The sequence below is a fragment of the Actinoplanes sp. NPDC051388 genome (assembly GCF_055586225.1).
The window spans coordinates 447,596-471,648 of record NZ_JBVJIP010000003.1 but is presented as its reverse complement, the minus strand read 5'-3'; the positions used below and the strand labels follow the sequence as shown (position 1 = coordinate 471,648).

The window sequence follows — 24,053 nt, the reverse complement described above, 5'->3', positions numbered from 1 at the left end:
CGATGTCCGAACGGCAAGCCGGCCGGGTCTTCGGCGAGGTCGCCGAGGACTACGACCGGGTCCGGCCGGGCTGCCCGGTCGCGCTGGTCGACCGGGTCTTCGGGTACGCGGTGCCACCCGGTCCCGCCCTCGAGGTGGGGGCGGGCACCGGCAAGGCCACTGTCGCGTTCGCCGGGCGCGGCCGGGCGATCACCGCGATCGAACCGGACCCGGCGATGGCCGCGATCCTGACCGGCGCCGTCCCCGGCATCACGCTGTTCCCCGGCACGTTCGAGCAGTTCGCTCCGGGACACGAGTTCGCGCTGCTCTATGCGGCGGACGCCTGGCATTGGACCGATCCGGAGACCCGGTGGACCAACGCGGCCCGCGCGCTGACTCCCGGCGGCGCCCTCGCGCTGATCCTGCACCGCGAGGGCATCGAGGATCCGCGGCTGCAACAGTCCATGATGGACGTCTACGCGGACTTCGCCCCCGAGGTGGTGATCGTCGACTCGCAGTACACGGCCGGCGATCTGTGGCGGATGTGGCCCGGGGTGGAACTCGCCGAGCAGGCGCGGTTCACCGACCAGGTCGCCGAAGTGTTCCCGCACCGGATCGTGCGCAGTGCCGCCGACCAGCTCGCGCATCTGGCCACCCGGTCGCAGTTCCGGATGCTTCCCGAGCCGGCCCGGCGGCGGGTCCGCGCAGCGCTGACCGAGCTGTTCCGTGAGGACGTGGAGATCACCCTCGACACCGTGCTCTATCTGGCGCGCCGGGCCTGACCCGGGTCGGGCGCGACGCGGTGCTTCTCCAGCAGCGCCTCGAGCCGCTCGGCCGGCATCGGGCGGCCCAGCAGGTCACCCTGGCCGATCCGGCACCCGGCGGCCTGCACGGTCTCCAGGTCCGCGTCGGACTGCAAGCCCTGCGCGATGACCTCCATGCCGAGCCGCCGGCCCAGCGTGACCGTCACGTCCATGATCGCGCCGAGCTGCGCGGACGCGTCGGCCGGCTGCCCGAACACGTCCCGGTCGATCTTCAGCAGGTCCACCGGCAGGATCCGCAGCCGGCTCAGCGAGGTCGGGCCGGTGCCGAAGTTGTCCACCGCGGTGCGGATGCCCGCCGCCCGGTGCCGGCCCAGCTGACCGGCCACGTCGGCGAGGGCCGGCCGCTGCGCGTCGGGCGCCTGCAGCAGGTCGTGCTCGGCGATCTCCAGGACCAGCGCGGACGGCGGAATCTGATAGGTCTCCAGCGCGGTGTCCAGATTGGCCTGGAAGACCGGGTCGGCCAGTTCGCTCGGGCGCACGTCGACGGAGAGCCAGAGATCCTCGTGCCCGCGCCGCCAGCGGGACAGCTGCCGGCAGGCCCGGTGCAGCACGAAGTGGCTGACGTCGCCGAGCAGGTTCAGGTCCTCGGCCAGGGTCAGCAGTTCGGCGGCGGGCACCGGGCCGAGCGACGGATGCCGCCACCCCAGCACCGCCTCGACACCGACCGGACGCCGCCCGGCCAGTTCGACGATCGGCTGGTAGGTCAGATCGAGCTCGCCCCGGGCGACGACTCCCGGCAGGTCCTGTTCCAGAGTGGACCGGCGCAGGAGGCGGTTCTCCATCTCCTCCTCGTACCACTCGACCGCGCCCGGCGGCCCGGATCGGACCGCGCGCACCGCCAGGGCCGCGCGGCGCAGCACCTCGTCGATGCCGGCCGCGTCGGCGGCCAGATCGATCAGCCCGGCCCAGGCGGACAGATGGGCCACCGTGCCGGTCGCGTTGTAGGGCGCGGTCAGCACGTTGACCACCTGGCTGGCCAGCATGTGCGCGCGCACGGCGCCGCTGCGGGTCAGCACCGCGAACCTGTTCTCCCCCACCCGGGCCGGCACATCCGTGGCGTCCACCCGGGCGCGCAACCGGCGGGCCGCCTCGACCAGCACCGCCTCGGCGAGATCGGGGCCGTGCACGTCGGCGATCGAGGTGAGGCCGCCGACCTCGATCACGATCAGCGCGCCCGAGTCCGGCACCGGGTCACCGGCCCGGCGCAGGCCCGCCCGGTTGGCCAGCCCGGTCTCCGGATCGAGATAGGCCTCCTGCCGCAGCGCCTGCTGCAGGTCACGCTGGTCGCTGACGTCGCGGACGTGCACCACCAGGTTGCGCCCGGGCTCGGCCGGGTCGGCGCCGTTCGTGGTCCACTCGGTGTCCCGCCACCGGCCGAAGCCGTCGCGCAGCCGCACCGGCAGCCCGCCCGCGGTGGCCGGCTCGTCCGGCCGGCCCAGTCGCCCGGTCAGATAGGCGTGCACCGCCTCGGCCTGCTCGGGATCCACCAGTGCGGTCGCCGGCCGGCCCAGGACGTCCTGATCGGACAGCCCGAAGTGCCGCGCCGAGGCCGGCGACTGCCAGCGCACGGCCAGATCCGCGTCCAGCACCATGGCCACGTCGGACGAGCCGAAGACCAGGCTGCGCAGCTTGTTGCCCTGGTCGGTGAGGTGGTTGGCGTGCCGGCGCAGCGCGACCGCCGCGGTGTACTCCCGCGCCGCCACGGCCATGATCGCGGTGGTGGCCAGGATGATCGCCACCGTGTCGATGTCCCGGCCGTTCATCAGGTGATAGGCCGTGACCAGCGCGGAGCCGAGCACCGGCAGCGCGAAGAGCGGGAAGCCGGCGGTCGGCTCGCTGCCCACCGGCGGCAGCGGGCCGGCGTCCGGATGCACCCGCACCGTGCCGTGCCAGAGCAGCCCGGCCGCGACGGTGGCGGCGACCGCGGCGGCCAGCGTGGCGATCGCGGCGTTGTCGTTCTCCGGGTGGTCCATGCCGACGGTCAGCGCGGTCAGGCTGACCAGCGAGAACGCGGCGGCGGGACCGCACCAGAGCAGCGCCGCGCGGTGCCGCACGGCGTGCACTCCGGCGACCGCCAGGGCGGCCGCGGCGCCGCAACCGAAGAGCAGCGCGGTGATCGTCGCGCCGCGCTTCTCGCCGTTGTTGCTGAAGATCAGCAGCCAGGGCAGGTAGATCAGGCAGGAGGTCACGCCGAGCATGTCCAGGCAGACCCGCACCCGGGACAGCGGATCGCGGACCTGATGCGGGCGGGCCACGCTGGGCAGATAGACCAGCGCGACCAGGAAGATGGCGACCAGCGGGATCTCGGCGGCCAGCGGAACACCGTTGGGCAGCAGCGCGCCCGGCTCCAGCAGCAGCGAGATGCCGCTGCCCAGCCCGGCGAGCGCGACGAGCAGCACGCCGGCGGCCATGGTCACGGTGCGCAGACGCGGCCCGGCGGAGCGGCCCCGGATCGACGCCCGGATCATCGCCACGGCGAAACCGGCCGAGCCGGCCGTGAGGAGACCGGCGACCGCGGGGACGAGGGAGTTGTGCGGCACCACTTCTGCACGGTACCGGTCTACAAGTGACCCTCGTCAGGGTGGTCGGTCAGTTACTGCGCGTCAATCTGTCCGACATGAACGTGATCCCCCACAACACGATGCCGATCACCAGCAGGATGCCGGCCACCCGGTAGTCGTCGGCCGCCCGGCCGGACAGCGGACTGGCCAGGTAGGCGCAGACCACGGCGCCGATGACCGGGATCGCGGTGGGCGCCTTGAAGTGCTTGTGCTCGACCCGGTCGCGGCGCAGCACGAGCACCGCGATGTTCACCACGGTGAAGACGCAGAGCAACAACAGACTCGTCGTGCCGCCCAGCGCGGTGAGATCGGCGAACCAGATCAGGCCGAAGGCGATCAGGGTCGTGAAAACAATTCCCACCCATGGGGTACGCCGCGTCGGGTGCACCTTGCCGAGGATCTTGGGAAGCACCCGCTCGTTCGCCATGCCGTAGAGCAGGCGGCTCGCCATCAGCATGTTGATCAACGCGGAGTTGGCGACCGCGAACATCGTGATGAACGCGAAGATCCACAGCGGGAAGCCGGCAGCACCGGCCTCGACCACTTTGAGCAGTGGCGCGTCGCCCTCACCGAGCTCACTCGGCGCCACCAGGGCCACCGAGGAGATGGAGACGAGCACGTAGATCACGCCGGTGATGCACAGGCCGGTGAGCATCACCTTGGGGAAGATGCGTACCGGATCCTTGGTCTCCTCGGCCATGTTGACCGAGTCCTCGAAGCCGACCATCGCGAAGAACGCCAGCGCGGTCGCCGCGGTCACCGAGAAGAACGCACTCTCCCCCTCGGCCGCGGTGAAGTCGGTGAGCCGGGACAGATCGCCGTTGCCGCCGCCGATCGCCCACGCCCCGATGCAGATCACGATCAGCAGGCCGGTCAGCTCCACGCAGGTGAGCAGCACGTTGAGCTTGACGCTCTCGCCGACGCCGCGAAAGTTGATCAGCGCGACCAGGGTCATGAAGCCGAGCGCGACCGCGGTCAGCCCGGCGCCCTCGCCCAGCGTCAGGTCGAACGCCTCGGCGAAGTTGCCGGCGAAGGCCTTGGACGCGCTGGACGCGGAGGTGAGCCCGGAGCACATCACCGCGAACGTGACGATGAACGTCAGGAAGTGGATGCCGAAGGCCTTGTGCGTGTAGAGCGCGGCGCCGGCCGCCCGCGGATATTTGGTGACCAGTTCCAGGTAGCTGAACGCGGTCAGCAGCGCGACCACGAACGCGCACAGGAACGGCAGCCAGACCGCGCCGCCCACCTCGGCGGCCACCCGCCCGGTCAGCGCATAGACCCCGGTGCCGAGAATGTCGCCGACCACGAAGAGCAGCAGCAACCCCGGGCCCATGACCCGCTTGAGCGCAGGTTCACCCTGCTCGGTGGTGTCCTCGACCGGGGTTTCCGCATCCGCCATAACCGCGAGAGTGGTACAAAAGACTGGTGTTGTCGAGACTTGCTATCGACGGAATGCGATCGAGCGGGTAGAAATTCGTGACATGCGCATCGTGGTAGCGGCAAAGCCCGACGCCGAGCAGCCGTGGGTCGCCGACGCGGTCATCGGTCTGGCGAAACAGACCGGCGCCTCGGTCGCGGTGGTCTCGGTGGATCAGGTCGAGCTGGAGCGCCTGGCGGCGGCCCCGCGCAGCGTCTTCACCCAGGCCGCCGAGCAGGCCGCGGCCGCCATGTCCCGGCGCATCGCCGAGGCCGGCGTCGAGGTCACCCACGCGGTGGTCCCGGGCCGCCCGACGCAGGGCATCATCGACTACGCCGACCACCACGAGGCCGACCTGATCGTGGTCGGCGCGACCACCCGCCCGGCGGTCACCGAGCGACTGCTCGGCAGCGTCCCCCTGGCCCTGGTCAAGAAGTCCACCCGCCCAGTCCTGGTGATCACCCACCCCACCCAGGCCGGCTGACCACCTCCGCGATCCGGGCTCTGCTCTCCGCCAGCCAGGTAAGGTCGGCCGCCTGCCGGTCGGCCATGCCGAAGTCGTTCCACATCGCGACGAAAGAAGGCTCGCCCGCCTCCACCTTCGCTCGGACCCAGGCCTGGCCCTGCCGGGTCGCGGCGAGCAGGATGTCGGCGAAGTCCTCGCCGTCCGCGGCGCCATGTCCCCCGGCCAGCAGGCCGAGCCGGCGCCACACGTCCGGGCGGCCCGGCCACGACATGCTCGAGCCGGGCACCGCCATCGGCACCCACATCCGCGCGGTCCGGGCCAGGTCCCACAGCGGCCGGCCCGGCGCGCCCAGGTCGAAATCGAGCAGAGCGACCGCGCGGCCGTCGCGGAAGACCACGTTCTCCGGGCAGACGTCGTTGTGGCAGAACACGTCGCCGCCGTCCGGATCGGCCAGCTCCAGCGACCACAACGACCCGGCGTCGAAGCCCCGCATCGCCGCGTGGAAGTCGCGCAGCAGCGCACCCACCTCGCGGAGCAGTTCGTCGCGCCGAGCCCACGAAGGGTACGGCGCGACCGCCACGTCGCCCTCGATGAAGGTGAACACGTCGCGGCCCTCGTCGTCCGGCCCGAGAAAGCGCGGCGCCGCCTCGAAACCCACCTCGGCGAGGTGTGTCGCCACCGCGCGTACCAGTGGGTTGCCCGGGCGGCGCACCGTGTCGCCCACCCGGACCACCGCTCCGGCGTTGCCGACCCCGCCCGCCAGCGGGATCTCCGGATCGGGCATCAGCTCGTCTCGCCGGCCATGCTGAAGCTGCGCAGGCGGTCGACCGCCAGGATGGTGCAGCCGACCGTGAAGAGCACGGTCATCACGATCGCCAGCGGCAGCCCGACCTGGCCGGTGAGCAGATCGGTCGGGGCGATCCGGTCGGTGAAGGTGATCACGTACTGCTCGATGGAGAGCACCCGGGTGCCGCTCACGAAGCGGGCCAGCAGGCCCTCCCAGACCAGGATGTAGACCAGGCCGAGCAGCACCGGGCGACGGGTCAAAAGACTCAGGAGCAGGAAGAACGCCGAGTACGCGCACGCGCCCAGCGCCGCGCCCGCGGCCAGTCCGGCGCCCAGCCGCCAGGAGTCCGCCATCCACCCGGCCACGAACAGCGGCACCGCCGCGGTCACCGCGGTCACCACCACGGCGACGCCGAGCTTGGCCAGGATGATGTCGCGCCGCGGCAGCGGCTTGGTGAGGATGTGCACGATCGTGCCGTCGTCCACTTCGGACCCGAGCACGCCGGTGCCGACGATCAGCGCGATGACCGGCAGCACCACGGCCAGCCCGAGGCCGACCAGCACCGGCTGTCCCCACTCCGCGGGCTGCACATCATATGCCCGGCACAGCGCGGCCAGGCCGATCAGCAGAAGGGGCAACGGCAGCAGGAGCAGTGCCCGGCGGCGGCCGAACAGGCCGCGCGTGGTGATGTAGGCGACCGTGGACATCATGCCTCCAGCAGATAGGAGAAGACGCTCTCCAGCGACTCGTCGGAGGGCAGCAGCTTGCGCAGCCGGATCCCCTCCGCCAGGGCGATCCGGGGCAGTGCCCGGGTGAAGCTGCCATAGTCCGACGCGCGCACGGTCATCCCGGCGCCGTCGATCTCGACGCCGCTCACCGACTTCTCGCCGATCAGCGCGACGGCCAGCCGGCGGTCGTCCGAGGACTGCACCGCGAACACGTGCGGGCGGTTGGTCATCAGGCGGCGGATCTCGCGGTAGTCGCCGGAGGCCGCGAGCCGGCCCGCCACGATCACCTGCACCGTGCCGGAGACCTGCTCGACCTCCTCCAGGATGTGCGAGCTGAACAGGATCGTGTGGCCGCGGTCGCCGAGCGAGTGCAGCAGGGTCATCATGTGCATCCGCTGCCGCGGGTCCATGCCGTTGAACGGCTCGTCCAGCAGCAGCACCTGCGGGTCGTGCACCAGCGACGCGGCCACCCGGGTGCGCTGCCGCATGCCCTTGGAATAGGTGCCGATCCGCCGGTCCTGCGCGTCGGTCATCTCGACCAGCTCGAGCGCCCGCTTGGCCGCGCCGGCCGGGTCGGCGAGCTTGTGCATCTTGGCGCTGGCCAGCACGAATTCATATGCGCTGAGGAAGCCGTGCACCGCCTCGCGCTCGTTGACCAGGCCCAGCTGCCGATAGACCGACGGGTTGCGCCAGGTCGAGACGCCGTCCAGCTCGACCTTGCCCTTCGACGGCGACAGGAAGCCGGCCATCATGTGCAGCACGGTGGTCTTGCCGGCGCCGTTCGGGCCGAGCAGCCCGGTCACGCCGGGGCCGAGCGTCAAGCTGATGTCGTTGACCGCGACCACGTTGCCGTACCAGCGGGAGACGTTCTGCAGGTCGATGGTGCTCACAGCGAGGCCACCTTCCGGTATCGGGCGAGCAGCAGCAGGAGGCAGGCGGCCACGACGGTGACCGCTTCGATCGCGTAGACCGGGCCGAACCGGCCGACCACCAAGTCGCTCAACTGCCCGGGGAACAGCCAGATGCCGACGCCGCTGACCAGCGTCATCGGGCTGGCCAGGCCGGCCAGTTCCTGGGCGGTGCGGGACGGCAGCACGGAGAGCACGCCGAAGATCGGGGTGGTCATCAGGAACAGCGCCACGATGCCGCCGGCCGCGAACGCGCGCTTGCCGGTCAGCGAGGCGATCAGCAGGCTGATCGAGGCGAACAGCACGGCCCACATCAGCGAATATCCGAGCGCGGGCACCACGTCTCGCACCTCGTCCCACACCCCGGACATGCCGGTCTTGGTGGTGAACGCGGCGCCCAGGAACATCACCAGCTGCGGGACGCCGAGCACCATCCACACCGCGGTGGCCAGCGCGACGAACTTGGCGCCGATGTAGTCCACCGCGCGCAGCGGCCGGCTGAAATAGAGCGGCAGCACCCCGGAGCGCATGTCCCGGGAGACGAGCTCGGGCGCCACGATCGCGACGAAGAAGATCACCAGCCAGCTCATCGCGTCGGCGAACTCGAAGTAGTTGAGCGCGATGATGCCGGCCTGCGAGCGCACCGCGGCCAGGATCACCGCCACCAGCAGTGTGATGCCGAAGACGAGCCAGGGGAAGATCTTCGCCTTGGCGCTGCGGCCGAACCCGAAGGCGGAGCGCAGCCCGTGCACGTAGATCGCTCCGAGGACGGCGCGGCGGCCCAGGCGTGGCCCGGTGTACCGCTGGTAGCCGATGTCATGGATGACGCTGGCCTCAGACATCGGCCATCTCCCTCTGGGCGAAGAGCTCGGCGACGCGATGCCGTCGCAGGTCGAGGCGGTGCAGCGGCAGATCCAGGTCGGCCACGGCCTTCAGGATCCGGTCGTACGAGTCGTCCGACTCCAGTTCGACCAACAGCAGCCGGTCGTCACGGCGTACCGGAAGATTGAGGTTTTGGAGGGCGGCGAGGAGCTCGTCGGTGCCCTCGGACACCTCGACGGCCAGGATGTCGGACGCTTCCGTCATGGCCGAGATGCGATCGGCGCGCAGCAGGCGGCCACCCTCGATGGCGATCAGCGAGTCGCAGATCCGCTCGACCTCGCCGAGCAGGTGCGAGCAGACCACCACGGAGATGCCGAACTCGGTGCCGATCCGGTGGATCAGCGCGAGCATGGCGTCGCGCCCGGCCGGGTCGAGACCGTTGGTGGGCTCGTCCAGCAACAGCAGATCGGGGTCGTGCACGAGCGCCTGCGCCAGCTTGACGCGCTGCTTCATGCCGGTGGAGTAGCCGCCGATCTGCCGATAACGCTCCTCATAGAGCCCGACGTGCCGCAGCGCCTCGGAGGCCCGCTCCCGGGCGGCGGTGCGCGGCAGCCCGCTGATCCGGCCCAGATGGGTGACGAACTCGGCGGCCGACACGTCCGGCGGCAGGCTGTCGTGCTCGGGCATGTAACCCACCCGGGCGCGCACCCGGTCCGGATCGACGGTCGGGTCGGTGTCGAACACCCGGACGCTGCCACTGGTCGGCGCCAGCAGGCCCAGCATGATCTTGATGAAGGTCGACTTGCCGGCGCCGTTCGCCCCGACCAGGCCGATGACACCCGGCTCGATGTCGACGGTGAGATCGGAGAGGGCGGTCACCCGCCCCCCGTAAGTCTTGGTCAGTGCCTCTGTCGCGATGATTCCCACGAGCACAGCCTAGGAAGGCCGGACACCCCCGCCGATCCGGAATGACCCTGAGTGCCCCCTGACCCTCTCAGCCTCCTCTCAGCTTGCACCTGCGGCGGCCATCCCGGACTGCTATTGTCATGCGTCACCCGGGGGGTTTGAGGAAGTCAGGCTTACCAAAACCCGGGGGGTTTTAGTAAGATCGCATGGTGCGAGATGACGAGATCCGCGCCCGCCTGGGCCAGATAAACCCCTGGTGGCGGGCAGCCGCGGCGGGTGGCGATCCGGGCGCCTGGGCGGCCGAGGACCGGACACTCCGGGATCGTGCGCAGCACGACCTGGGCTACCGCTCGCCGGTTCTGTCGGATCTGACGTCGGCCCCGATCGATGACCGGCTGATCCTGCTGCGCGGTCCACGCCGGGTCGGAAAATCGGTCGTCCTCAAGGACACCGCACTGGCGCTGTGCCGGCGGCCGGACATCGACCCTCGGCAGATCATCTACCTGCCCGCTGACGCGATGAACGCACGCGACCTGACGCGGGCAATCGTGCTCGGCCGCGAGCTCACCCGGTCTGTCGATGTCGCGTCGCCGCAGGCCCGCCGGGTGTGGTTGCTGGACGAGGTGACCGGCATCGCCGACTGGACCAGCACCCTCAAATACCAGCGTGACAACACGCCATTCGGTGACGACACCGTCGTGTGCACCGGCTCGTCCTGGAGCGACACCGGCGACGTCGAGCGTGACCTGCTCGCCGGCCGATCGGGGTCCGGCTCGTCTCGACGAGTGCGGCTCCTGCATCCCATGCGGTTCCGCGACGTGCTTGCCGCGACACGTCCGGAAGTCCCCCGCCCGGCACGGATCGACGCGTGGCGGTTGCAGGACGAGTCCGCGCACAAGTTCGCCACCGATCTCGAACTCTTCGCCAACGACCTCGACCTGGCCTGGCAGTCATACCTGACCAGCGGTGGCTTTCCTCGCGCGGTCGCCGAACACACTCGCAACGGACTGGTCGGGCGGTCCTTCCTGGAAGATCTCGAAGCGTGGCTCCATCGCGACGTCGACCGCGACGGGCCGATCGACTCGATCCCGCGTCTGCTCGGGGAATTGCACGCGAGGTCGACCGCGCCGTTGAGCCGGGCGGCGGTGGCGAACACTCTGGGCTATGCGAGCCGGCAGAACTTCGACCTCCGGCTCAATCGGCTGGTGCGCAACTTCGCGGCAATCTGGTGCCACCAGATCACCGACACCGGCGAACGCGTGAGCGGCGCCCAGTCGAAGCTCTACCTCACCGACCCCCTGCTCTCCTGGCTCGGCTTTCATCTGCGGGCCGGCTCACCCCCACCGGACATGACGGCACTGACCGAGGCCGCCCTGGCGATCCACCTGGCCATCGCCGTCGACGACCGGCAACCCGGTCGCTGGATCAACGGCGACACCATCGGGCATGTCCGGACCGGCAAGGGCAACGAGATCGACTTCGGCCCGGTGCCGGTGCCGACCTCGGGCGGTGACGCACACACGACGCCGCTCGAGGCGAAGTGGGTGAGCCGCGGGTGGCGGTCGGAGGCGCTGGTGACCGAGAACAAGTTCGGTGGTGGCGTGCTGGCGACGAAGAACATCACCGATCTCGCCCATCCCGCCTGGGCCGTGCCGGCTCCGGTGGTGGCCCTGATGCTCGGTTGAGCCGTCAGGAGAGGCCGTTGGTCACCTCGACCTGGAAGATGGGCATGCCGCCGAGCTTTCGGTACGCCGTCAGGGACTCCTTCGTCGCGTCGACTCGCGAGTCCAGGCCCTTCTGGTTGTGCGGCGTGTCGAAGTGGACCATCGCGCGGACGTTGGGGAAGTTGTCGATCTGGCGGCCGACCTCGCGATAGAACTCGGCCTTGTGGCCCGGGTTCTTCTTCGACGACCAGACGCCCCACTCGGCCACCATCAGCGGCTTGTCGCGGTGTTTCGTGACCGCCCAGTTGTAGAAGCCGGGCCAGGACGGCCGGCTCTCCATCCGCCGGTTCAGCAGCTCGGCGAAGTCGCCGTGGCCGTAGCCGGGGTCGCTGTACGCGTAGGTGTCGAAGCCGATCCAGTCGACCACGTCGTTGCCCGGGTACATCTCGTCGAACCAGCTCTTCGTCGTGTGCGGCACGTAGGCCATGTGCACCAGCACGGTGACCAGGTTGTCCACGCCGTGCGCGCGCAGCCGCTTCACCACGTAGCGGTACATCGCGGAGTAGTTCTCGGCGGTGTAGCCCGAGCCGGCCTTCTCCTTGACGTTGTCCTCGGCCTCGTGGTGCACGGTGAAGAAGAACTCCTCCGGATAGTTCTTCTTGATGTGCGTGGCGAGCCGGTCCAGGAACGCGTCGGTCGGCCTGTCGCCGGCCGCGATCTCGGCCCAGGTCGCGCCGGCCGGCTTCCAGTTCAGGAACAGCAGGCGCTCGCGGCCGGACTGCCGGGCGATCGCCATCTCCTCCCTGGTGGGGAAGAGCTGCCGGTTCCCGCGGTGGTAGGCGTGGTAGATGTCCTGGTGCCGCTCGGTCTTCTGCTCGAACGAGGCGAGCGCCACCGAGCCGCGGTCGTCGGTGAACGCGCCCGGCGCCACGCCCCAGAGGATGCCGCAGGTGGGCACGAGCTTCTCGCCGGTGCGGCAGCGTCGCGGGCCGCCGCCGGGCTCGCCCGGCCCGACCGGTCGCGGGCCGAGGGCGGTCTTCTTCGGCCCGGGCGCGGCGGAGGTGGAGGGCTCGGCCGAGGCGCTCGGCTTCGGGTCGCCGGGGCTCCGGGTCTTTCCGGGTACGCCCGGCTCGGGCACCGTGACACCGCCGGGCGGGTCGATCATCACCGGGCGCTCGGCCGGTGGCCGGAAGGGCAGGCCGATCTGATCGACACCGCCGGTCCACGCCCAGGTCAGCGTCGTCACCACGGACAGCGCGAACACGGTGGTCACGGCCAGGAGGTGAAGTGTGCGGCGTCTCACGATCGCCCAGTATTAGACTTAAAGTCCGTTTTGTCTAATAACTGACCCGCGGGAGTGACCGCCGAGCCCGTCTCGACCCGTTGGGCCCATGCTGCGAAACTGTCTTCCAGTCTGCTGCAGGGGGATATGACGGTGAACGGTTCGATGCTGCCCGAGGACGTGTTGCGCGACGCGCCGTCGTTCACGCCGCGTCCACACGAGCTGGCTGATCTCGAGCTGTTGCTGTCGGGGGCGTATGCGCCTCTCACCGGCTTCCTCGGGCGGGCCGACCTGACCGCTCTGCGGCGCACCGGCAAGCTCGCGGACGGCACCTCGTGGCCGGTCGCGGTGACGCTGGAGATCCCGGCCGAGATGGCCGCCGGGCTGATCCTCGACGACCCGCTGCACCGCACGGTGGTGATCACCGACCCGGAGGGCGCGCCGGTCGCCGCGATCGAGGTCACCGACGCCTGGCCGACGTCCGACGGGCTGTCCGCGATCGGCGGCATGGTCCGCCGGATGGGCGACGGCGGGCACGGCCCTTTCCAGCGTCTGCGGCGCACTCCCGAGGAGGTCAAGGCGCTGCTCCCGCCGGGCCGTGTGCTCGGCGTCATCGCGGACCGTCCGCTGCACCGCCCGCAGCTCGCGCAGATCGCGCACGCGGCCCGCACCCTGGCCGCCCACCTGCTCATCTTCATCCCGGTGACCGGTCCCGGCCCGGACGGGTTGCCGCCCGAGTCGCTGGTGCGGTCGATCTTCGCGGCCCGCGACCGGATGCCACCGGCGACCATCGTGGCGGTGCCGCTGACCCCGCGCGGCGACGAGATGCGCGACGCGCTGCTGCGGGCCCGGGTGGCGCAGGCATACGGCGTCACGCACGTCCTGTCCACCGGCGACATGCTCTCCGGCGGCGGCCTGCGGGTGCTGGTGCCGCGCGAGCTGGCCTATGACAACCGCGACGGCCAGTGGCGCTGGCGCGACGACATCCCGCCGCGCAACCGCCGGCTCGCGATGACCACCGCAGAGATCGACGACACGCTCGACCGAGGCTTCCCCCTGCCGGAGTGGCACACTCCCCCGGCGGTCGCCAAGGAATTGGCCCGCATGCACCCCGCCCGCCGTTTCCGCGGCCTGGTCGTCTTCTTCACGGGCTTCTCCGGAAGCGGCAAGTCAACGATCGCCCGAGGCCTGGCCGACCGCCTCCGCGAAGACGGCGAACGCACGATCACCCTGCTGGACGGCGACGTGGTCCGCCGCGAACTTTCCGCGGGCCTCGGCTTCAGCAAGGCCGACCGAGACCGAAACGTCCGCCGAATCGGCTGGGTGGCAGCAGAGGTGGGCCGCCACCACGGCATGGCCATAGCCTGCCCCATCGCCCCCTACGAAACCGCAAGGTCAGACTCCCGAAGACTGGCAACGGAAGCAGGCGCCGGCTTCGTCCTGATCCACGTAAACACCCCCCTGGAAATCTGCGAACAACGAGACCGCAAGGGCCTGTATGCCCGCGCCCGAGCCGGCCAGTTGCGCGGCATGACCGGCATAGACGACCCCTACGAGGTCCCGACAGACGCCGAACTCACCCTCGACACCACCGCCATGTCAGTCCCCGAAGCAATCGACGCGGTCCTCGCCTACCTGGTAGAGAACGGCTGGGTAGAGCCCAAGCTCTAAGCCAGACCCACAATGGCCCGGACCGACGCTCGTCAGTCGCCACGGGTGCCCTGACGACTTCCACGTTCTCTGGGGACTCGGTCCGCACGGTTGCCCCGCGAATCGCCGCCGGTGACTCAGGGTCAAATTTCCACGTCAGCGGGGTGTGCTGCCGTGGAAATTTGGCCCTGAGTCACCGGTCATCAGGCGATTCGCCGGAGGAGCGGAGCGACGACCAGCCAGCTCAGCAGCCGTGTGCACCCGCCCAGCCCCGCGCGGGTCAAACCCCATGCAAAGGCCGGTCAACCTCAAAATCACCAACACCCAAACCCCAACCCCTCCCGGGTTGCGCCCTGAGCACGTGGCGATCCACCTCAAATCACCAACAGCTAAGCCCAACCATCTCGGGTTGAGTTCCAGGCAATGCGGTCAATCTCAAATCCCCAAATCCCAAGCTCAACCCTTGCGGATTGCGAGTGCCGGGTGCGGGTTGGCGGGTGCGGGTTAGCGGGCGGGGTCGCGGGCGCGGGGTCGCGGGCGCCGGGGCGCGGGCACGGGCACGGGGTCGCGCTAGACCATTCTCCAAGCTCAACTCACCACGGGTTGCGCCAGACCACTCCCCAAGCCCAAGCCACCACAAGTTGCCCTCCGACCACCAACAAACACCGACTTCGGCGCAAGTGAGTTACGTCCAGGCAACCCGGCCGTTTACCCCTCGTGGGGCGAAACGCCCGAATGCCGCAACTCACGAACACCCTCGAAAGGGCCGCCGAACCGATGGAAGCGCCTTCCGCCGACCTCACGCACTACGTCGGCATGTTCCGCCGCCACTGGTGGGTCGTTCTGGCGGCCACCGGCGCCGGCCTCGGCCTCGGCGTCGCGATCACCAGCACCATGCCCAAGGTGTACGAGTCGAGCACGTCGGTGCTGGTGCAGGCGGTGGAGCAGGACACCAACCAGTCGGGCGGCCGCACCAAGGGCTCGATCAACCTGGACACCGAGGCACAGCTGGTCGGCTCCGGCGCGGTCGCCGTGCGGGCCGCCGCGCTGCTGCGTTCGGCCACCAACCCGCTCGAGCTCGCCCACGACGTGTCGGTGGAGGTGCCGGCCAACACCACCGTGCTGGTGATCCGTTTCGAGGCGGACACTCCGGCCAAGGCGCAGGCCGGCTCGCACGCGTTCGCCGAGGCGTACCTGCGGAACCGGGAGGCGACCGCGCGGTCCGGCCTGGACCAGCAGATCAAGTCGCGGACTGTCAAGGTCAAGCAGCTCACCGCCATGCTGACCGGCATCAACGGCCGGCTGGCCAAGGCGAAGCCGGGCAGTTCGGACCGCAGCAACCTGGAGAGCCTGCGGAACAACTCGCAGAACCAGCTGAACGCGCTGACCGGCCGGCTGAACGAGCTGACCACGACCACTGTGGAGGCCGGCAGCATCATCAGCGACGCTCGGGTTCCGGAGGAGCCGACCAGCCCGAACGCGATGCTGAACCTGGCCACCGGCGCGATGCTCGGGCTGCTGGCGGGGCTGGCGCTGGCGTTCGCGCGGGAGCGGCTGGACCGCCGGCTGAAGACCGCCGCGGATGTGCGGGACCGGGCCCGGATGCCGGTCCTGGCTGTTCTCGACGAGCGCACCACGCCGCATTTCGACGACGTGCTGCAGCCGTACGGGCCGGGTGGGCGGGTGTTCAACCGGCTGCGCAACGAGGTGCTGGCCAGCCTGGAGACCGGTGACCAGATCATCGTGGTGACCGGGGCGAGCCGTGGCTCGGCGAGCACCCTGGTGGCGGCGAACCTGGCGGCGGCGCTGGCGCGTACCGGAAGTGATGTGGTTTTGATCGGGGCCCACCTGCCGGACAGCATGGTGGACGCGGCGCCGCTGGCCCGGATGCTCGGCGTGTCGGCCATGCCGGGGCTGTCCGACCTGCTGGCCGGCCGGGTCTCGCTGGCCCGGGCGATGCAGCGGACGCCGCGCATCCCCTCGCTGCGGGTGATCACCACCGGCGGCGCGGCGACGGCGGCCGGGCTGATGCAGTCGCAGCGGCTGCGGGACACTCTCGAGTCGCTGCGCCGGCAGACCGGTTACGTGGTGATCGAGGCGCCGTCCACCAGCAGCAGCGCCGACGCGCAGAGTCTGGCCAGCCTGGCCGACGCCGCGATCCTGGCGGTCGAGCTGCGCAAGGCGCGCCGGCCGATGCTGTCGGACGCGGCCGAGCAGCTGCGCCGGGTGGGCACTCCGCTGCTGGGCGCCGTGGTGTTGCCGCGTCTGGCCGGGCTGCGCAGCGACGAGGTGGATCTGCCCGCGGTGGCGCTGCAGCCGGTGAACACGAACAAGGGGCCGTCGCCCGAGGACACCGCCGTGCTGGACGCGGAGAAGACCATGCGCTTCCCGACCGGCACGTCGTCGCGGCCGGCGCCCCGGCAGGGCGGCGACAACGGCGACGAGGCGACCGCGGTGATCCAGCTCGCTCCCGCGGAGAAGGACGGCGAGAAGAAGAGCGACGACTCGTGACGCTGGTTGCCCCTCGGCCCGCACACACGACTTCCTCGCAGAAGCCACTCACGCTTCCGGCTTGGCCGATCACCGCGCTGCTCGCGCTCTATCCACTGTGGTGGGCGCTCGGCCTGGGCGTGCTGATCTTCCCGTTGATGGCGGCGCCGATGCTGGTGCTGCTGCTCCGGCGGCGCGCGGCCGGGCGGCCGTTGCGGTTGCCGCCGGGCTTCGGCTGGTGGGCGCTGTTCTTGGCCGCGGTGCTGGTCAGCGTGGCGGCGCTGGGGGTGGACCCGCCCGGCACGGTGGCCGAGCACGCGAGCGAACGGCTGGTCGCGGTCGGCTACCGGTTCGCGCTCTATCTGACGATGACCGTGCTGATGCTCTACGCCGGCAACCTGACCGCCGCCGAGCTGCCGGTCCGCCGGCTGGTCAAGCTGCTCGGCTGGCTGTTCGTGGTGACCGTGGCCGGTGGGCTGCTGGGCATGTTCGCCGGAAGTTTCGAGTTCACCTCGCCGGTGGAGTGGCTGCTTCCGGGCAGTGTGCGCAACAAGGGTTTCGTGCAGTCGCTGGTGCACCCCTATGCGGCGCAGATCATGGATCTGGTCGGCGGCGAGAAGCCCCGCCCGGCCGCGCCCTGGGGTTACACGAACACCTGGGGCAACAACTTCTGCCTGCTGGCCGGCTGGCTGGTGGTGGCCGCGTGGAGCTCGCGCCGGGCCGGCGCCAAGGCCTTCGCGGCGGTGGTGCTGGCCGTCTCGATCGCGCCCGCGGTGGTCTCCCTCAACCGCGGCCTGTGGATCGGCCTGGGCGTGCTGATCCTCTACGTCGCGTTCCGCTATGTGCTGCTGGGCCGGATCTGGATCCTCGGCGCCGTCGCGGTGGCCGCGGGTGGCCTGGTGGTGGCGCTGCTGGCCAGCCCGCTCGGCGACGTGGTGAACGCGCGGCTGGACAACGGCAAGTCGAACGGCGTGCGGTCGTTCCTGATCGAGCGCGCGGTGGACGGCTTCCGGGATTCGCCGGTGGTCGGCTACGGCTCGACGCGCAACACGATCGGCGGCCGCAACTCGATCGCCGTCGGCGAGAGTGAGGGCTGCGAGCGCTGCGGCAACTTCACCGTCGGCGGCAACGGGCAGCTGTGGCAGTTGCTCTACGCGCACGGCGCCGCGGGCACGCTCGGCTACCTCGGCTTCTTCGGGTACGGGTTGTGGCGCTTCCGCCGGGACCGCAGCGCGATCGGCATCGCCGCCGCCGCCGCGATCGTCACGTCGTTCAGCGCGATGCTCTGGTACAACTCGCTGGCCACCCCTCTTGCCTTCATGGTTCTGGCCTTCGCGCTGCTCTGGCGCAACGACCTCGAGGGGGATGCATGAGTCCAGTCAAGACCGCGCCGGCGGAGCTGACCGCGGGTGATTCCGCGCTCCGCACGCAGTACCTGCGCGAGGTCGTCGCTCTGCTGTATCCCACAGAGCTGCCAGACGAGGCGAGCGAATCCACGGAGTACTACGTCATCCCGGATGCTCGCCGCCCGCGGCTGCTCGTTCCCGCCGGTTCCCGCCGGGTGGCCGCGGCGGCGGTCCGGCGCTATGCCGAGCCGCAGTCCCGGGCCGCGAAGCTCAAGCGGGACGCGGTGGTCGCGGCGTTGCGCACCGGGGCTTCCGGCGTGCTGCTGCGCGACCGCATCCACGTGGGCCGGGCGGGCAGCATCGACGAGCACCTCAGCGAGGCGCTCGGCCGCGAGCTCGCGGTCAGCATCCACATCGGACCGGCGCGGGCCAACCGCAAGCCGGTGCTGCAGCTGATCAGCCCGGACGGCGAGACGTTCGGCTTCGCCAAGCTGGGCACCGGGCCGCTCACCCAGCGCCTGGTGCGGGCCGAGACGAACGCGCTGATCGCGCTCGGCCGCTCCGGACTCACCAGGCTGACCGTGCCGTCGGTGCTGCACGCCGGGCAGTGGCGCGGCCTGCAGGTGCTGGTGCAGTCGGCGCTGCCGGTGTGGCTGCCGCGGGCGCCGCTGACCCCGCGCCGGTTGGCCGCCGCGATGGTCGACATCGCCGGGTGCTGCGGTTACACCGCCGGGCCGCTGGTCGGCAGCCCGTACTGGACCGAGCTGCGGGGGCGGCTGGGCTCGGTGCAGGACCGGCCCGAGGGGGTCGCGCTGGGCGCGGCCGCCGAGCTGCTCGTGCAGCACGCCGGGAGCACCACCTTCCGGTACGGGGCGTGGCACGGCGATTGGGCCCCGTGGAACATGGCGAACCTGACCGACGCCCTGCTGGTCTGGGACTGGGAGCGGTTCGCCCAGGGCGTACCGGTCGGCTTCGACGCGGTGCACCACGATCTGCAGCGGCGCATCCAGTCCTCCGGCGACGCGTCCGCCGCGGTGGAGGCGACCGTGCGGCAGGCCGCCGAGCTGCTCGCGCCGTTCGCGGTGACGCCCGAAGCGCGCGAGCTGACCGCGCTGCTCTACCTGGTCGATCTGGCCGCCCGTTATCTGACCGATCGCCAGGCCGAAGCCGGCGCCCGCCTGGGCGTGCTCGGCACCTGGCTGCTGCCGGTGCTGATCCGCCGGGTCGAGGAGCTGTGAACATGGACGTCCGCAAGATGCCCGCACCGGTGAAGCGCATGGTGCACCTGGGCTCCCGTTCCTACGGCCGGATCACCGCGCCGGCCCGGATGACCCCGTCCTTCCTGATCTGCGGGGGGCAGCGCTGCGGCACCACGTCGCTCTACCGCGCGCTCGCCGCCCACCCGGTGGTGCTGAAGGCGGTGCTGCACAAGGGCGTGCACTACTTCGACACGTCCTATCGCCGCGGCATGGCCTGGTATCGCGCGCACTTCCCGTTGCAGCGCAGCGGCGACAAGATCCAGCAGAAGTACGGCGTGCCCGCGCAGACCTTCGAGTCCAGCCCGTACTACATGTACCACCCGCAGGCGGCGTCCCGGATCGCCCAGGATCTGCCGGACACCAAGCTGGTGGTGCTGGTCCGCGACCCGGTCGAGCGGGCCTATTCGCAGCACGCGCACGAGGTGGCCCGCGGCTTCGAGCAGGAGCGCGACTTCGGCAACGCGCTCGCCCTCGAGCCGGCCCGGCTGCACCGCCAGGAGGAGAAGCTCGCCCAGGACCCGGCGTACTACAGCTTCGCGCACCAGCACCACGCCTATCGCGGCCGCGGCGAGTATGCCCGCTACCTCGGCGGGATGGCCCAGCACGTCGGCCGCGACCGGATCCACGTGGTGGAGAGCGAGCGCTTCTTCAGCCGCCCCGAAGAGGTGTACGACGAGGTGCTCGACTTCCTCGGCCTGCCGACGAACCTCGGGCACCCGCCGTTCGAGCGGCACAACGCCCGGCCCCGCCCGGCCGGCATGGATCCGGGCCTGCGCGCCGAGCTGAGCGCCCACTACGCGCCGCACGACGAGGCGCTGGCGATGTGGCTCGGCCGGCTGCCGATGTGGCGCCGGGGGTGACCACGACCACCACCGCCGGCCCGCACCGGGGCACGCGCGGCGCGGCCCGCGGCGGACTGGCCAACATGGCCGGTTCGGCGCTGGCCGGCGGCACCGGCGTGATCGTCACCTGGGTCGTCGCGCGGGCGCTGGGCGCCGAGCAGGCCGGCGCGTTCTTCGCCGCCACGGCCGCCTTCGTGCTGGTCGGCGGCATCGCGAAGCTCGGCACACAGACCGGTCTGGTCTTCTGGCTGTCCCGGCTGCGGGCCACCGGCGACCACCACCTGCTGGGCGCCTGCCTGCGCACCGCGCTGACCCCGGTGATCGTGCTGTCCGGCGGGCTGGCCGTCGCCATGTGGCTGACCGCGCCGCAGATCGCGCATCTCACCGCGGACGAGACGCCGCACGTGATCGCCGAGCACACCGCCGGGCTGCGGGTGCTCGCACTCTTCCTGCCGCTGCTCGTGCTGACCGACGCGATGCTCACCGCCACCCGCGGCTACAAATCCATGCGCCCGACCGTGATGCTCGACCGGGTCCTCCGCAGCGCGCTGCAGTTGCTGCTGGTGGGCGCCGTCGGCGTGGCGACACTGTGGACCGCCGCCCGGCTGCCGGCCTTCGCGCTGGCCTGGGCGCTGCCCTACCTGCCGGTGACGGTCCTGGCCTGGTACGCGCTGCGGCGCACGTACCGGGCGGCCCGGCCGGAGGGCGCGCGCAGCCGGCGGGTCGAGCGGCGGGCGCTGCGCCGGAAGTTCTGGCGGTTCACCGGGCCGCGGGCGGTGGCCAGCGTCGCCCAGCTCGCGTTGCAGCGGGTGGACGTGCTGCTGGTCGCCGCGCTGGGCGGTCTCGCCGCGGCCGCGGTCTACGCCGTGGCCGGCCGGTTCGTGATCGCCATCCAGTTCGCCAACCAGGGCATCTCGCAGTCGGTGCAGCCGCGGCTGGCCGAGGCGCTGGCCACCGGCGACCGGGCCGGAGCGAACCACCTCTACCGCACCGCGACCGGCTGGCTGGTGCTGATCACCTGGCCGATCAACCTGCTGGTGATCCTGTTCGCCCCGATCTATCTGGGCCTGTTCGGCGACTCCTATCGGGCCGGCGCGCCGGTGGTCGTGGTGCTGGCCTGCGCGATGCTGGTGGCGACCGGATGCGGGATGGTCGACATGGTGCTCGCGATGGCCGGGCGTACCTCATGGAATCTTTTGAACGTGCTGCTCGCCCTGGGCGTGATGGTGGGGCTGGACGTGCTGCTCATCCCCCGTCTCGGAGCCCTGGGCGCGGCGATCGGCCTGGCCTGTGCGGTGGTGGTGAACAACCTGCTGCCGCTGCTGCAGGTGGCCCGGCACGCCCGGCTGCACCCGTTCGGACCCGGCACCTTCGCGGCCGCGATGGTCTCGCTGGCCTGCTTCGGCGTGCTGCCGCGGCTGGTCACCGCCGTGCTCGGCACCGGGCCGGCCGGGCTCTCCCTGGCGCTCGCCGTCTCGGTGCCCGCCTTCTGCTTCGGGGCGTGGCTGCTGCGTGAGCGGCTCGCTCTCAACGCCTTCCAGATCCGCCGTAATCCTTCAAAGGGGGAACGTTGACCGCCGACTACACCAAGGTGTTCCAGGATGCCGACGCCGTCGAGAAGTACGAGACCGTCACCTACGCGCCGGACACCTACGCGTCCCGCATCAACGAGCGCCAGCGGGCCTACCTGCGCGGGCTGGTGACCCGCGAGTTCGGTGACCGGGCGCCGGTGCAGCACGACTTCGCCTGCGGCACCGGCCGGGCGATCCGCACACTGCACGGGCTGGTCCGGGCCGCGCACGGCTACGACACCTCGGCCGAGATGATGGCCAAGGCCGCCGAGGTCGGGTCGCAGGCCGAGTTCCACCAGGTGCCGATGGACGGTCCGGTGCCCGAGCCGGTGCCGGCCGGGCTGCCGGCGATCGTCACCATGTTCCGCCTGCTGCTCAATGTGGACGGCGCGGTCCGGGATCGGGCGCTGGCCTTCGCGGCCAAGGCGCTGCCCACGCCGGAGGCCGGGATGCTGGTGGTGGAGAACCACGGCAACGCCCGCTCGGTGCGGCACCTGCGGGCGCGGCGGCACTCCGGGCAGCGCTGGTTCGCCGAGCTCTCCCACGACCAGGTGGCCGAACTGCTCGGCCGGCACGGCTTCGAGGTGGTCGAGCGGCGGGGCTTCTCCATGCTCACGCCGTCGCTGCACACCAATCCGCTGGCCCGGGCGGCCGACGCGGCGGCCCGCAAGCTGCCGGGCTCGGACGCGTACGCGGTGAACGTGCTGTACGCCGCGCGCCGGGCATGATCCGGCGCCGCCTGGCGCTGCTGACCGCCGCGGCGCTGGTGCTCACCGGATGCACCGCGCCGCGACGGGACGCGCCCGAGCCGACGCCGTCTCCGGACCTGACCAGCGCCCCCTCCGGCGTCGCGGTGAACCGGGGGCCGTTCCGGGCCGGGCCGTTCGAGCCGCCGTCCGAGGGCGCCTACCTGGGCGCCTGGATCAAACCGGACGAGCTCACCCACGTCGGGCGGGTGGCCGCGGTCGGCGGGCTCGAGCAGGAACTCGGCCGCCCGCTGGACATCCTCAACACCTATCGGCGCTTCGAGCAGATGGTCGGCACGAAGAGCGATCGCGAGTTCCTCGATCAGGGTCAGCGGCTGATGATCAGCTGGGCCACCGGTGACAACCGGTCCATCACCACGGGGGCGCACGACCGGGTGATCCGGCAGCAGGCGCGGGCGATCCGCAAGGTCGGCGATCCGGTGCTGCTGCGGATGCGCTGGGAGATGGACCGGCCCAACCTGCGCGCCACCATGTGGTCCGGCCCGGACTACATCGCGGCCTGGAAGTACGTGCGCGCCATCTTCGCCGAGGAGAAGGCGACGAACGTGTCCTGGGTGTTCTGCCCGACCGCGGAAGGCTTCATCCGGGGCGACGCGCCGGCCTTCTATCCGGGCGACGACCAGGTGGACTGGACGTGTGTGGACGTCTACGCCGGCAACCTGTTCCAGCCGATCGGCACGCTGATGGGCCCGTTCCTGCAATGGGCCGCGGCCCGGCCCAAGCCGATCATCATCGGCGAGTTCGGCGTGGCCAGGGCGTGGGGCTCGACCGGCCGGGCCGCGTGGCTGCGCGACGCCCAGCGCACCTTCAAGGCGAACCCGCAGATCAAGGGCGTCGTCTATTTCGAGTCCGATCCCGAGGGCAACGGGCCGAAGCAGCAGTTCCAGCTGGCCACCGACCGGAACGCCTTCAAGGCGTTCCGGAAGATGACCAGGGATCCGTACTTCAACCCGGAGCCTTCCGAGGAGACCGGCAAGAAGAGGTCAGCGGCGGGTCGCGGACGAGGTGAGTAGCCGGAGCGCGTAGGGCGCATCGTGCTTGAGGTAGCGGCCGGCCAACCGGCGCGGCTCGCTGCCCAGCCGGTGCGCCCACTCCAGCCCGGTGCGCTGCATCCAGCGCGGCGCCCGGTCGATGTCGCCGGCCACGAAGTTGACCGCCGCGCCACAGCCGATGAACCAGGTGCCCGGCAGCTCGGTGCGCAGCCGGGTGATGACCTTCTCCTGCTTGGGGAAGCCGATGCCGACGAAGACCAGGTCCGGTTTGGCCTCGGTGACGGCGGCGCAGAACTCGGCGTAGACGGCACGGTCGCGCTCGAACCCGTACTCCGGGCAGAGCGTGCCGGCGATCCGCAGGCCCGGACACTCGTCGGCGAGCCGGCGTGCCGCGCGGGTCGCGCCGTCCGCGGCCGTCGGCGTCGCGGCGTTGCCGCCGATCACGAAGATGGACCGGCCGTCGCGGCCCAGGCCCTCGGAGAGCGACCAGATCAGGCTGCTGCCGGCCACCCGCTCGGGCAGCGGCGCGCCGCTCAGCTTGCTCGCCCAGACCAGCGGCATGCCGTCGGCGACGATCAGGTCGGCGTCGTCGAGGTACGCCCGCACCCGCTTGTTCACCTGCGCCTGCCGCAGGATGTCGATGTTCGGCGTGATGATCCGTCCACCTCGGCCGGACGCGATCGCCTCGCGGACGACGGCGACCACCTCGCCCTCGGTGATCCGGTCGAATCCCGTTCCGTCGAGGTGCACGCGGTCGAAAGCTTCGGCTGTCACTCAACGCCTCCTTCAGGC

Annotated in this window: 20 protein-coding genes; 11 read left to right on the top strand and 9 right to left on the bottom strand. The window is 71.0% G+C overall.

Translation table 11 applies throughout. From position 1 onward, the window contains the following. The first annotated feature begins 2 nt into the window (after positions 1-2). Entirely contained in the window at positions 3-761 is a 759-nt protein-coding gene (locus ACZ6TI_RS10670) for a class I SAM-dependent methyltransferase (protein WP_465344749.1), read from the top strand. Here the strand turns inward: ACZ6TI_RS10670 and ACZ6TI_RS10665 are convergent. Both ACZ6TI_RS10665 and ACZ6TI_RS10660 read right to left on the bottom strand, forming a co-directional pair. After that, on the bottom strand, positions 740-3,346 hold the full coding sequence (locus ACZ6TI_RS10665; protein WP_465344748.1) for a putative bifunctional diguanylate cyclase/phosphodiesterase: 2,607 nt from the start codon (positions 3,344-3,346) through the stop codon (positions 740-742). The genes ACZ6TI_RS10670 and ACZ6TI_RS10665 overlap by 22 nt on opposite strands. 46 nt (positions 3,347-3,392) lie before the next feature. Then, positions 3,393-4,763 (bottom strand): APC family permease, encoded by a 1,371-nt coding sequence (locus tag ACZ6TI_RS10660; protein WP_465344747.1) that lies wholly within the window; start codon positions 4,761-4,763, stop codon positions 3,393-3,395. Positions 4,764-4,845: 82 nt separating this feature from the next. Here ACZ6TI_RS10660 and ACZ6TI_RS10655 point away from each other — a divergent pair, with 82 nt between their 5' ends. Beyond that, positions 4,846-5,265, top strand: coding sequence for a universal stress protein (locus ACZ6TI_RS10655; RefSeq protein ID WP_465344746.1), 420 nt, complete (start codon positions 4,846-4,848; stop codon positions 5,263-5,265). Here ACZ6TI_RS10655 and ACZ6TI_RS10650 read toward each other — a convergent pair. Genes ACZ6TI_RS10650 through ACZ6TI_RS10630 form a run of 5 tightly spaced genes read right to left on the bottom strand, consistent with a single transcriptional unit; the run spans position 5,240 to position 9,419 of the window. After that, on the bottom strand, positions 5,240-6,031 hold the full coding sequence (locus tag ACZ6TI_RS10650; RefSeq protein WP_465344745.1) for a phosphotransferase: 792 nt from the start codon (positions 6,029-6,031) through the stop codon (positions 5,240-5,242). The genes ACZ6TI_RS10655 and ACZ6TI_RS10650 overlap by 26 nt on opposite strands. Then, a complete protein-coding gene (locus ACZ6TI_RS10645; RefSeq protein ID WP_465344995.1) occupies positions 6,031-6,741 on the bottom strand; it encodes an ABC transporter permease subunit in 711 nt (236 codons plus the stop codon). The genes ACZ6TI_RS10650 and ACZ6TI_RS10645 overlap by 1 nt, the downstream gene beginning before the upstream one ends. After that, the gene (locus tag ACZ6TI_RS10640) at positions 6,741-7,652 is read right to left on the bottom strand and encodes an ABC transporter ATP-binding protein (RefSeq protein ID WP_465344744.1); all 912 of its coding nucleotides are present in this window, start codon (positions 7,650-7,652) and stop codon (positions 6,741-6,743) included. The genes ACZ6TI_RS10645 and ACZ6TI_RS10640 overlap by 1 nt, the downstream gene beginning before the upstream one ends. Further along, complete coding sequence (locus ACZ6TI_RS10635) at positions 7,649-8,512, bottom strand: ABC transporter permease (RefSeq protein WP_465344743.1); 864 nt, start codon at positions 8,510-8,512, stop codon at positions 7,649-7,651. Before ACZ6TI_RS10635 ends, ACZ6TI_RS10640 begins: the two co-directional genes overlap by 4 nt. After that, a complete protein-coding gene (locus tag ACZ6TI_RS10630; protein ID WP_465344742.1) occupies positions 8,505-9,419 on the bottom strand; it encodes an ABC transporter ATP-binding protein in 915 nt (304 codons plus the stop codon). The genes ACZ6TI_RS10635 and ACZ6TI_RS10630 overlap by 8 nt, the downstream gene beginning before the upstream one ends. A gap of 185 nt (positions 9,420-9,604) precedes the next feature. Between ACZ6TI_RS10630 and ACZ6TI_RS10625 the strand changes: the two genes are divergently transcribed. Then, on the top strand, positions 9,605-11,083 hold the full coding sequence (locus ACZ6TI_RS10625; RefSeq protein ID WP_465344741.1) for an AAA family ATPase: 1,479 nt from the start codon (positions 9,605-9,607) through the stop codon (positions 11,081-11,083). A 4-nt stretch (positions 11,084-11,087) separates the two neighbouring features. Here ACZ6TI_RS10625 and ACZ6TI_RS10620 read toward each other — a convergent pair whose 3' ends face one another. Then, complete coding sequence (locus ACZ6TI_RS10620) at positions 11,088-12,335, bottom strand: glycosyl hydrolase (RefSeq protein WP_465344740.1); 1,248 nt, start codon at positions 12,333-12,335, stop codon at positions 11,088-11,090. Between the two features lie 156 nt (positions 12,336-12,491). Between ACZ6TI_RS10620 and cysC the strand changes: the two genes are divergently transcribed. From cysC to ACZ6TI_RS10580, 8 genes are all read left to right on the top strand, one after another. Next, positions 12,492-14,015: an adenylyl-sulfate kinase gene (gene cysC, locus ACZ6TI_RS10615; RefSeq protein WP_465344739.1), complete on the top strand. Its 1,524-nt coding sequence runs from the start codon at positions 12,492-12,494 to the stop codon at positions 14,013-14,015. A 756-nt stretch (positions 14,016-14,771) separates the two neighbouring features. Then, positions 14,772-16,505 (top strand): Wzz/FepE/Etk N-terminal domain-containing protein, encoded by a 1,734-nt coding sequence (locus ACZ6TI_RS10610; RefSeq protein ID WP_465344738.1) that lies wholly within the window; start codon positions 14,772-14,774, stop codon positions 16,503-16,505. Then, on the top strand, positions 16,502-17,857 hold the full coding sequence (locus tag ACZ6TI_RS10605; RefSeq protein ID WP_465344737.1) for an O-antigen ligase family protein: 1,356 nt from the start codon (positions 16,502-16,504) through the stop codon (positions 17,855-17,857). Before ACZ6TI_RS10610 ends, ACZ6TI_RS10605 begins: the two co-directional genes overlap by 4 nt. Further along, positions 17,854-19,068: a hypothetical protein gene (locus ACZ6TI_RS10600; protein ID WP_465344736.1), complete on the top strand. Its 1,215-nt coding sequence runs from the start codon at positions 17,854-17,856 to the stop codon at positions 19,066-19,068. The genes ACZ6TI_RS10605 and ACZ6TI_RS10600 overlap by 4 nt, the downstream gene beginning before the upstream one ends. A 2-nt stretch (positions 19,069-19,070) precedes the next feature. Next, complete coding sequence (locus ACZ6TI_RS10595; RefSeq protein WP_465344735.1) at positions 19,071-19,949, top strand: sulfotransferase; 879 nt, start codon at positions 19,071-19,073, stop codon at positions 19,947-19,949. Next, positions 19,946-21,505 (top strand): lipopolysaccharide biosynthesis protein, encoded by a 1,560-nt coding sequence (locus ACZ6TI_RS10590; RefSeq protein ID WP_465344734.1) that lies wholly within the window; start codon positions 19,946-19,948, stop codon positions 21,503-21,505. Before ACZ6TI_RS10595 ends, ACZ6TI_RS10590 begins: the two co-directional genes overlap by 4 nt. After that, positions 21,502-22,230, top strand: a complete 729-nt coding sequence (locus ACZ6TI_RS10585; RefSeq protein WP_465344733.1) for a class I SAM-dependent methyltransferase — start codon at positions 21,502-21,504, stop codon at positions 22,228-22,230. Before ACZ6TI_RS10590 ends, ACZ6TI_RS10585 begins: the two co-directional genes overlap by 4 nt. Further along, the gene (locus ACZ6TI_RS10580) at positions 22,227-23,282 is read left to right on the top strand and encodes a glycoside hydrolase family 26 protein (protein WP_465344732.1); all 1,056 of its coding nucleotides are present in this window, start codon (positions 22,227-22,229) and stop codon (positions 23,280-23,282) included. The genes ACZ6TI_RS10585 and ACZ6TI_RS10580 overlap by 4 nt, the downstream gene beginning before the upstream one ends. Here the strand turns inward: ACZ6TI_RS10580 and ACZ6TI_RS10575 are convergent. After that, positions 23,253-24,035 carry a WecB/TagA/CpsF family glycosyltransferase gene (locus ACZ6TI_RS10575; RefSeq protein WP_465344731.1) on the bottom strand — a complete coding sequence of 261 codons (783 nt, stop codon included), beginning with the start codon at positions 24,033-24,035 and terminating at the stop codon, positions 23,253-23,255. The genes ACZ6TI_RS10580 and ACZ6TI_RS10575 overlap by 30 nt on opposite strands. Between the last annotated feature and the right edge of the window lie 18 nt (positions 24,036-24,053).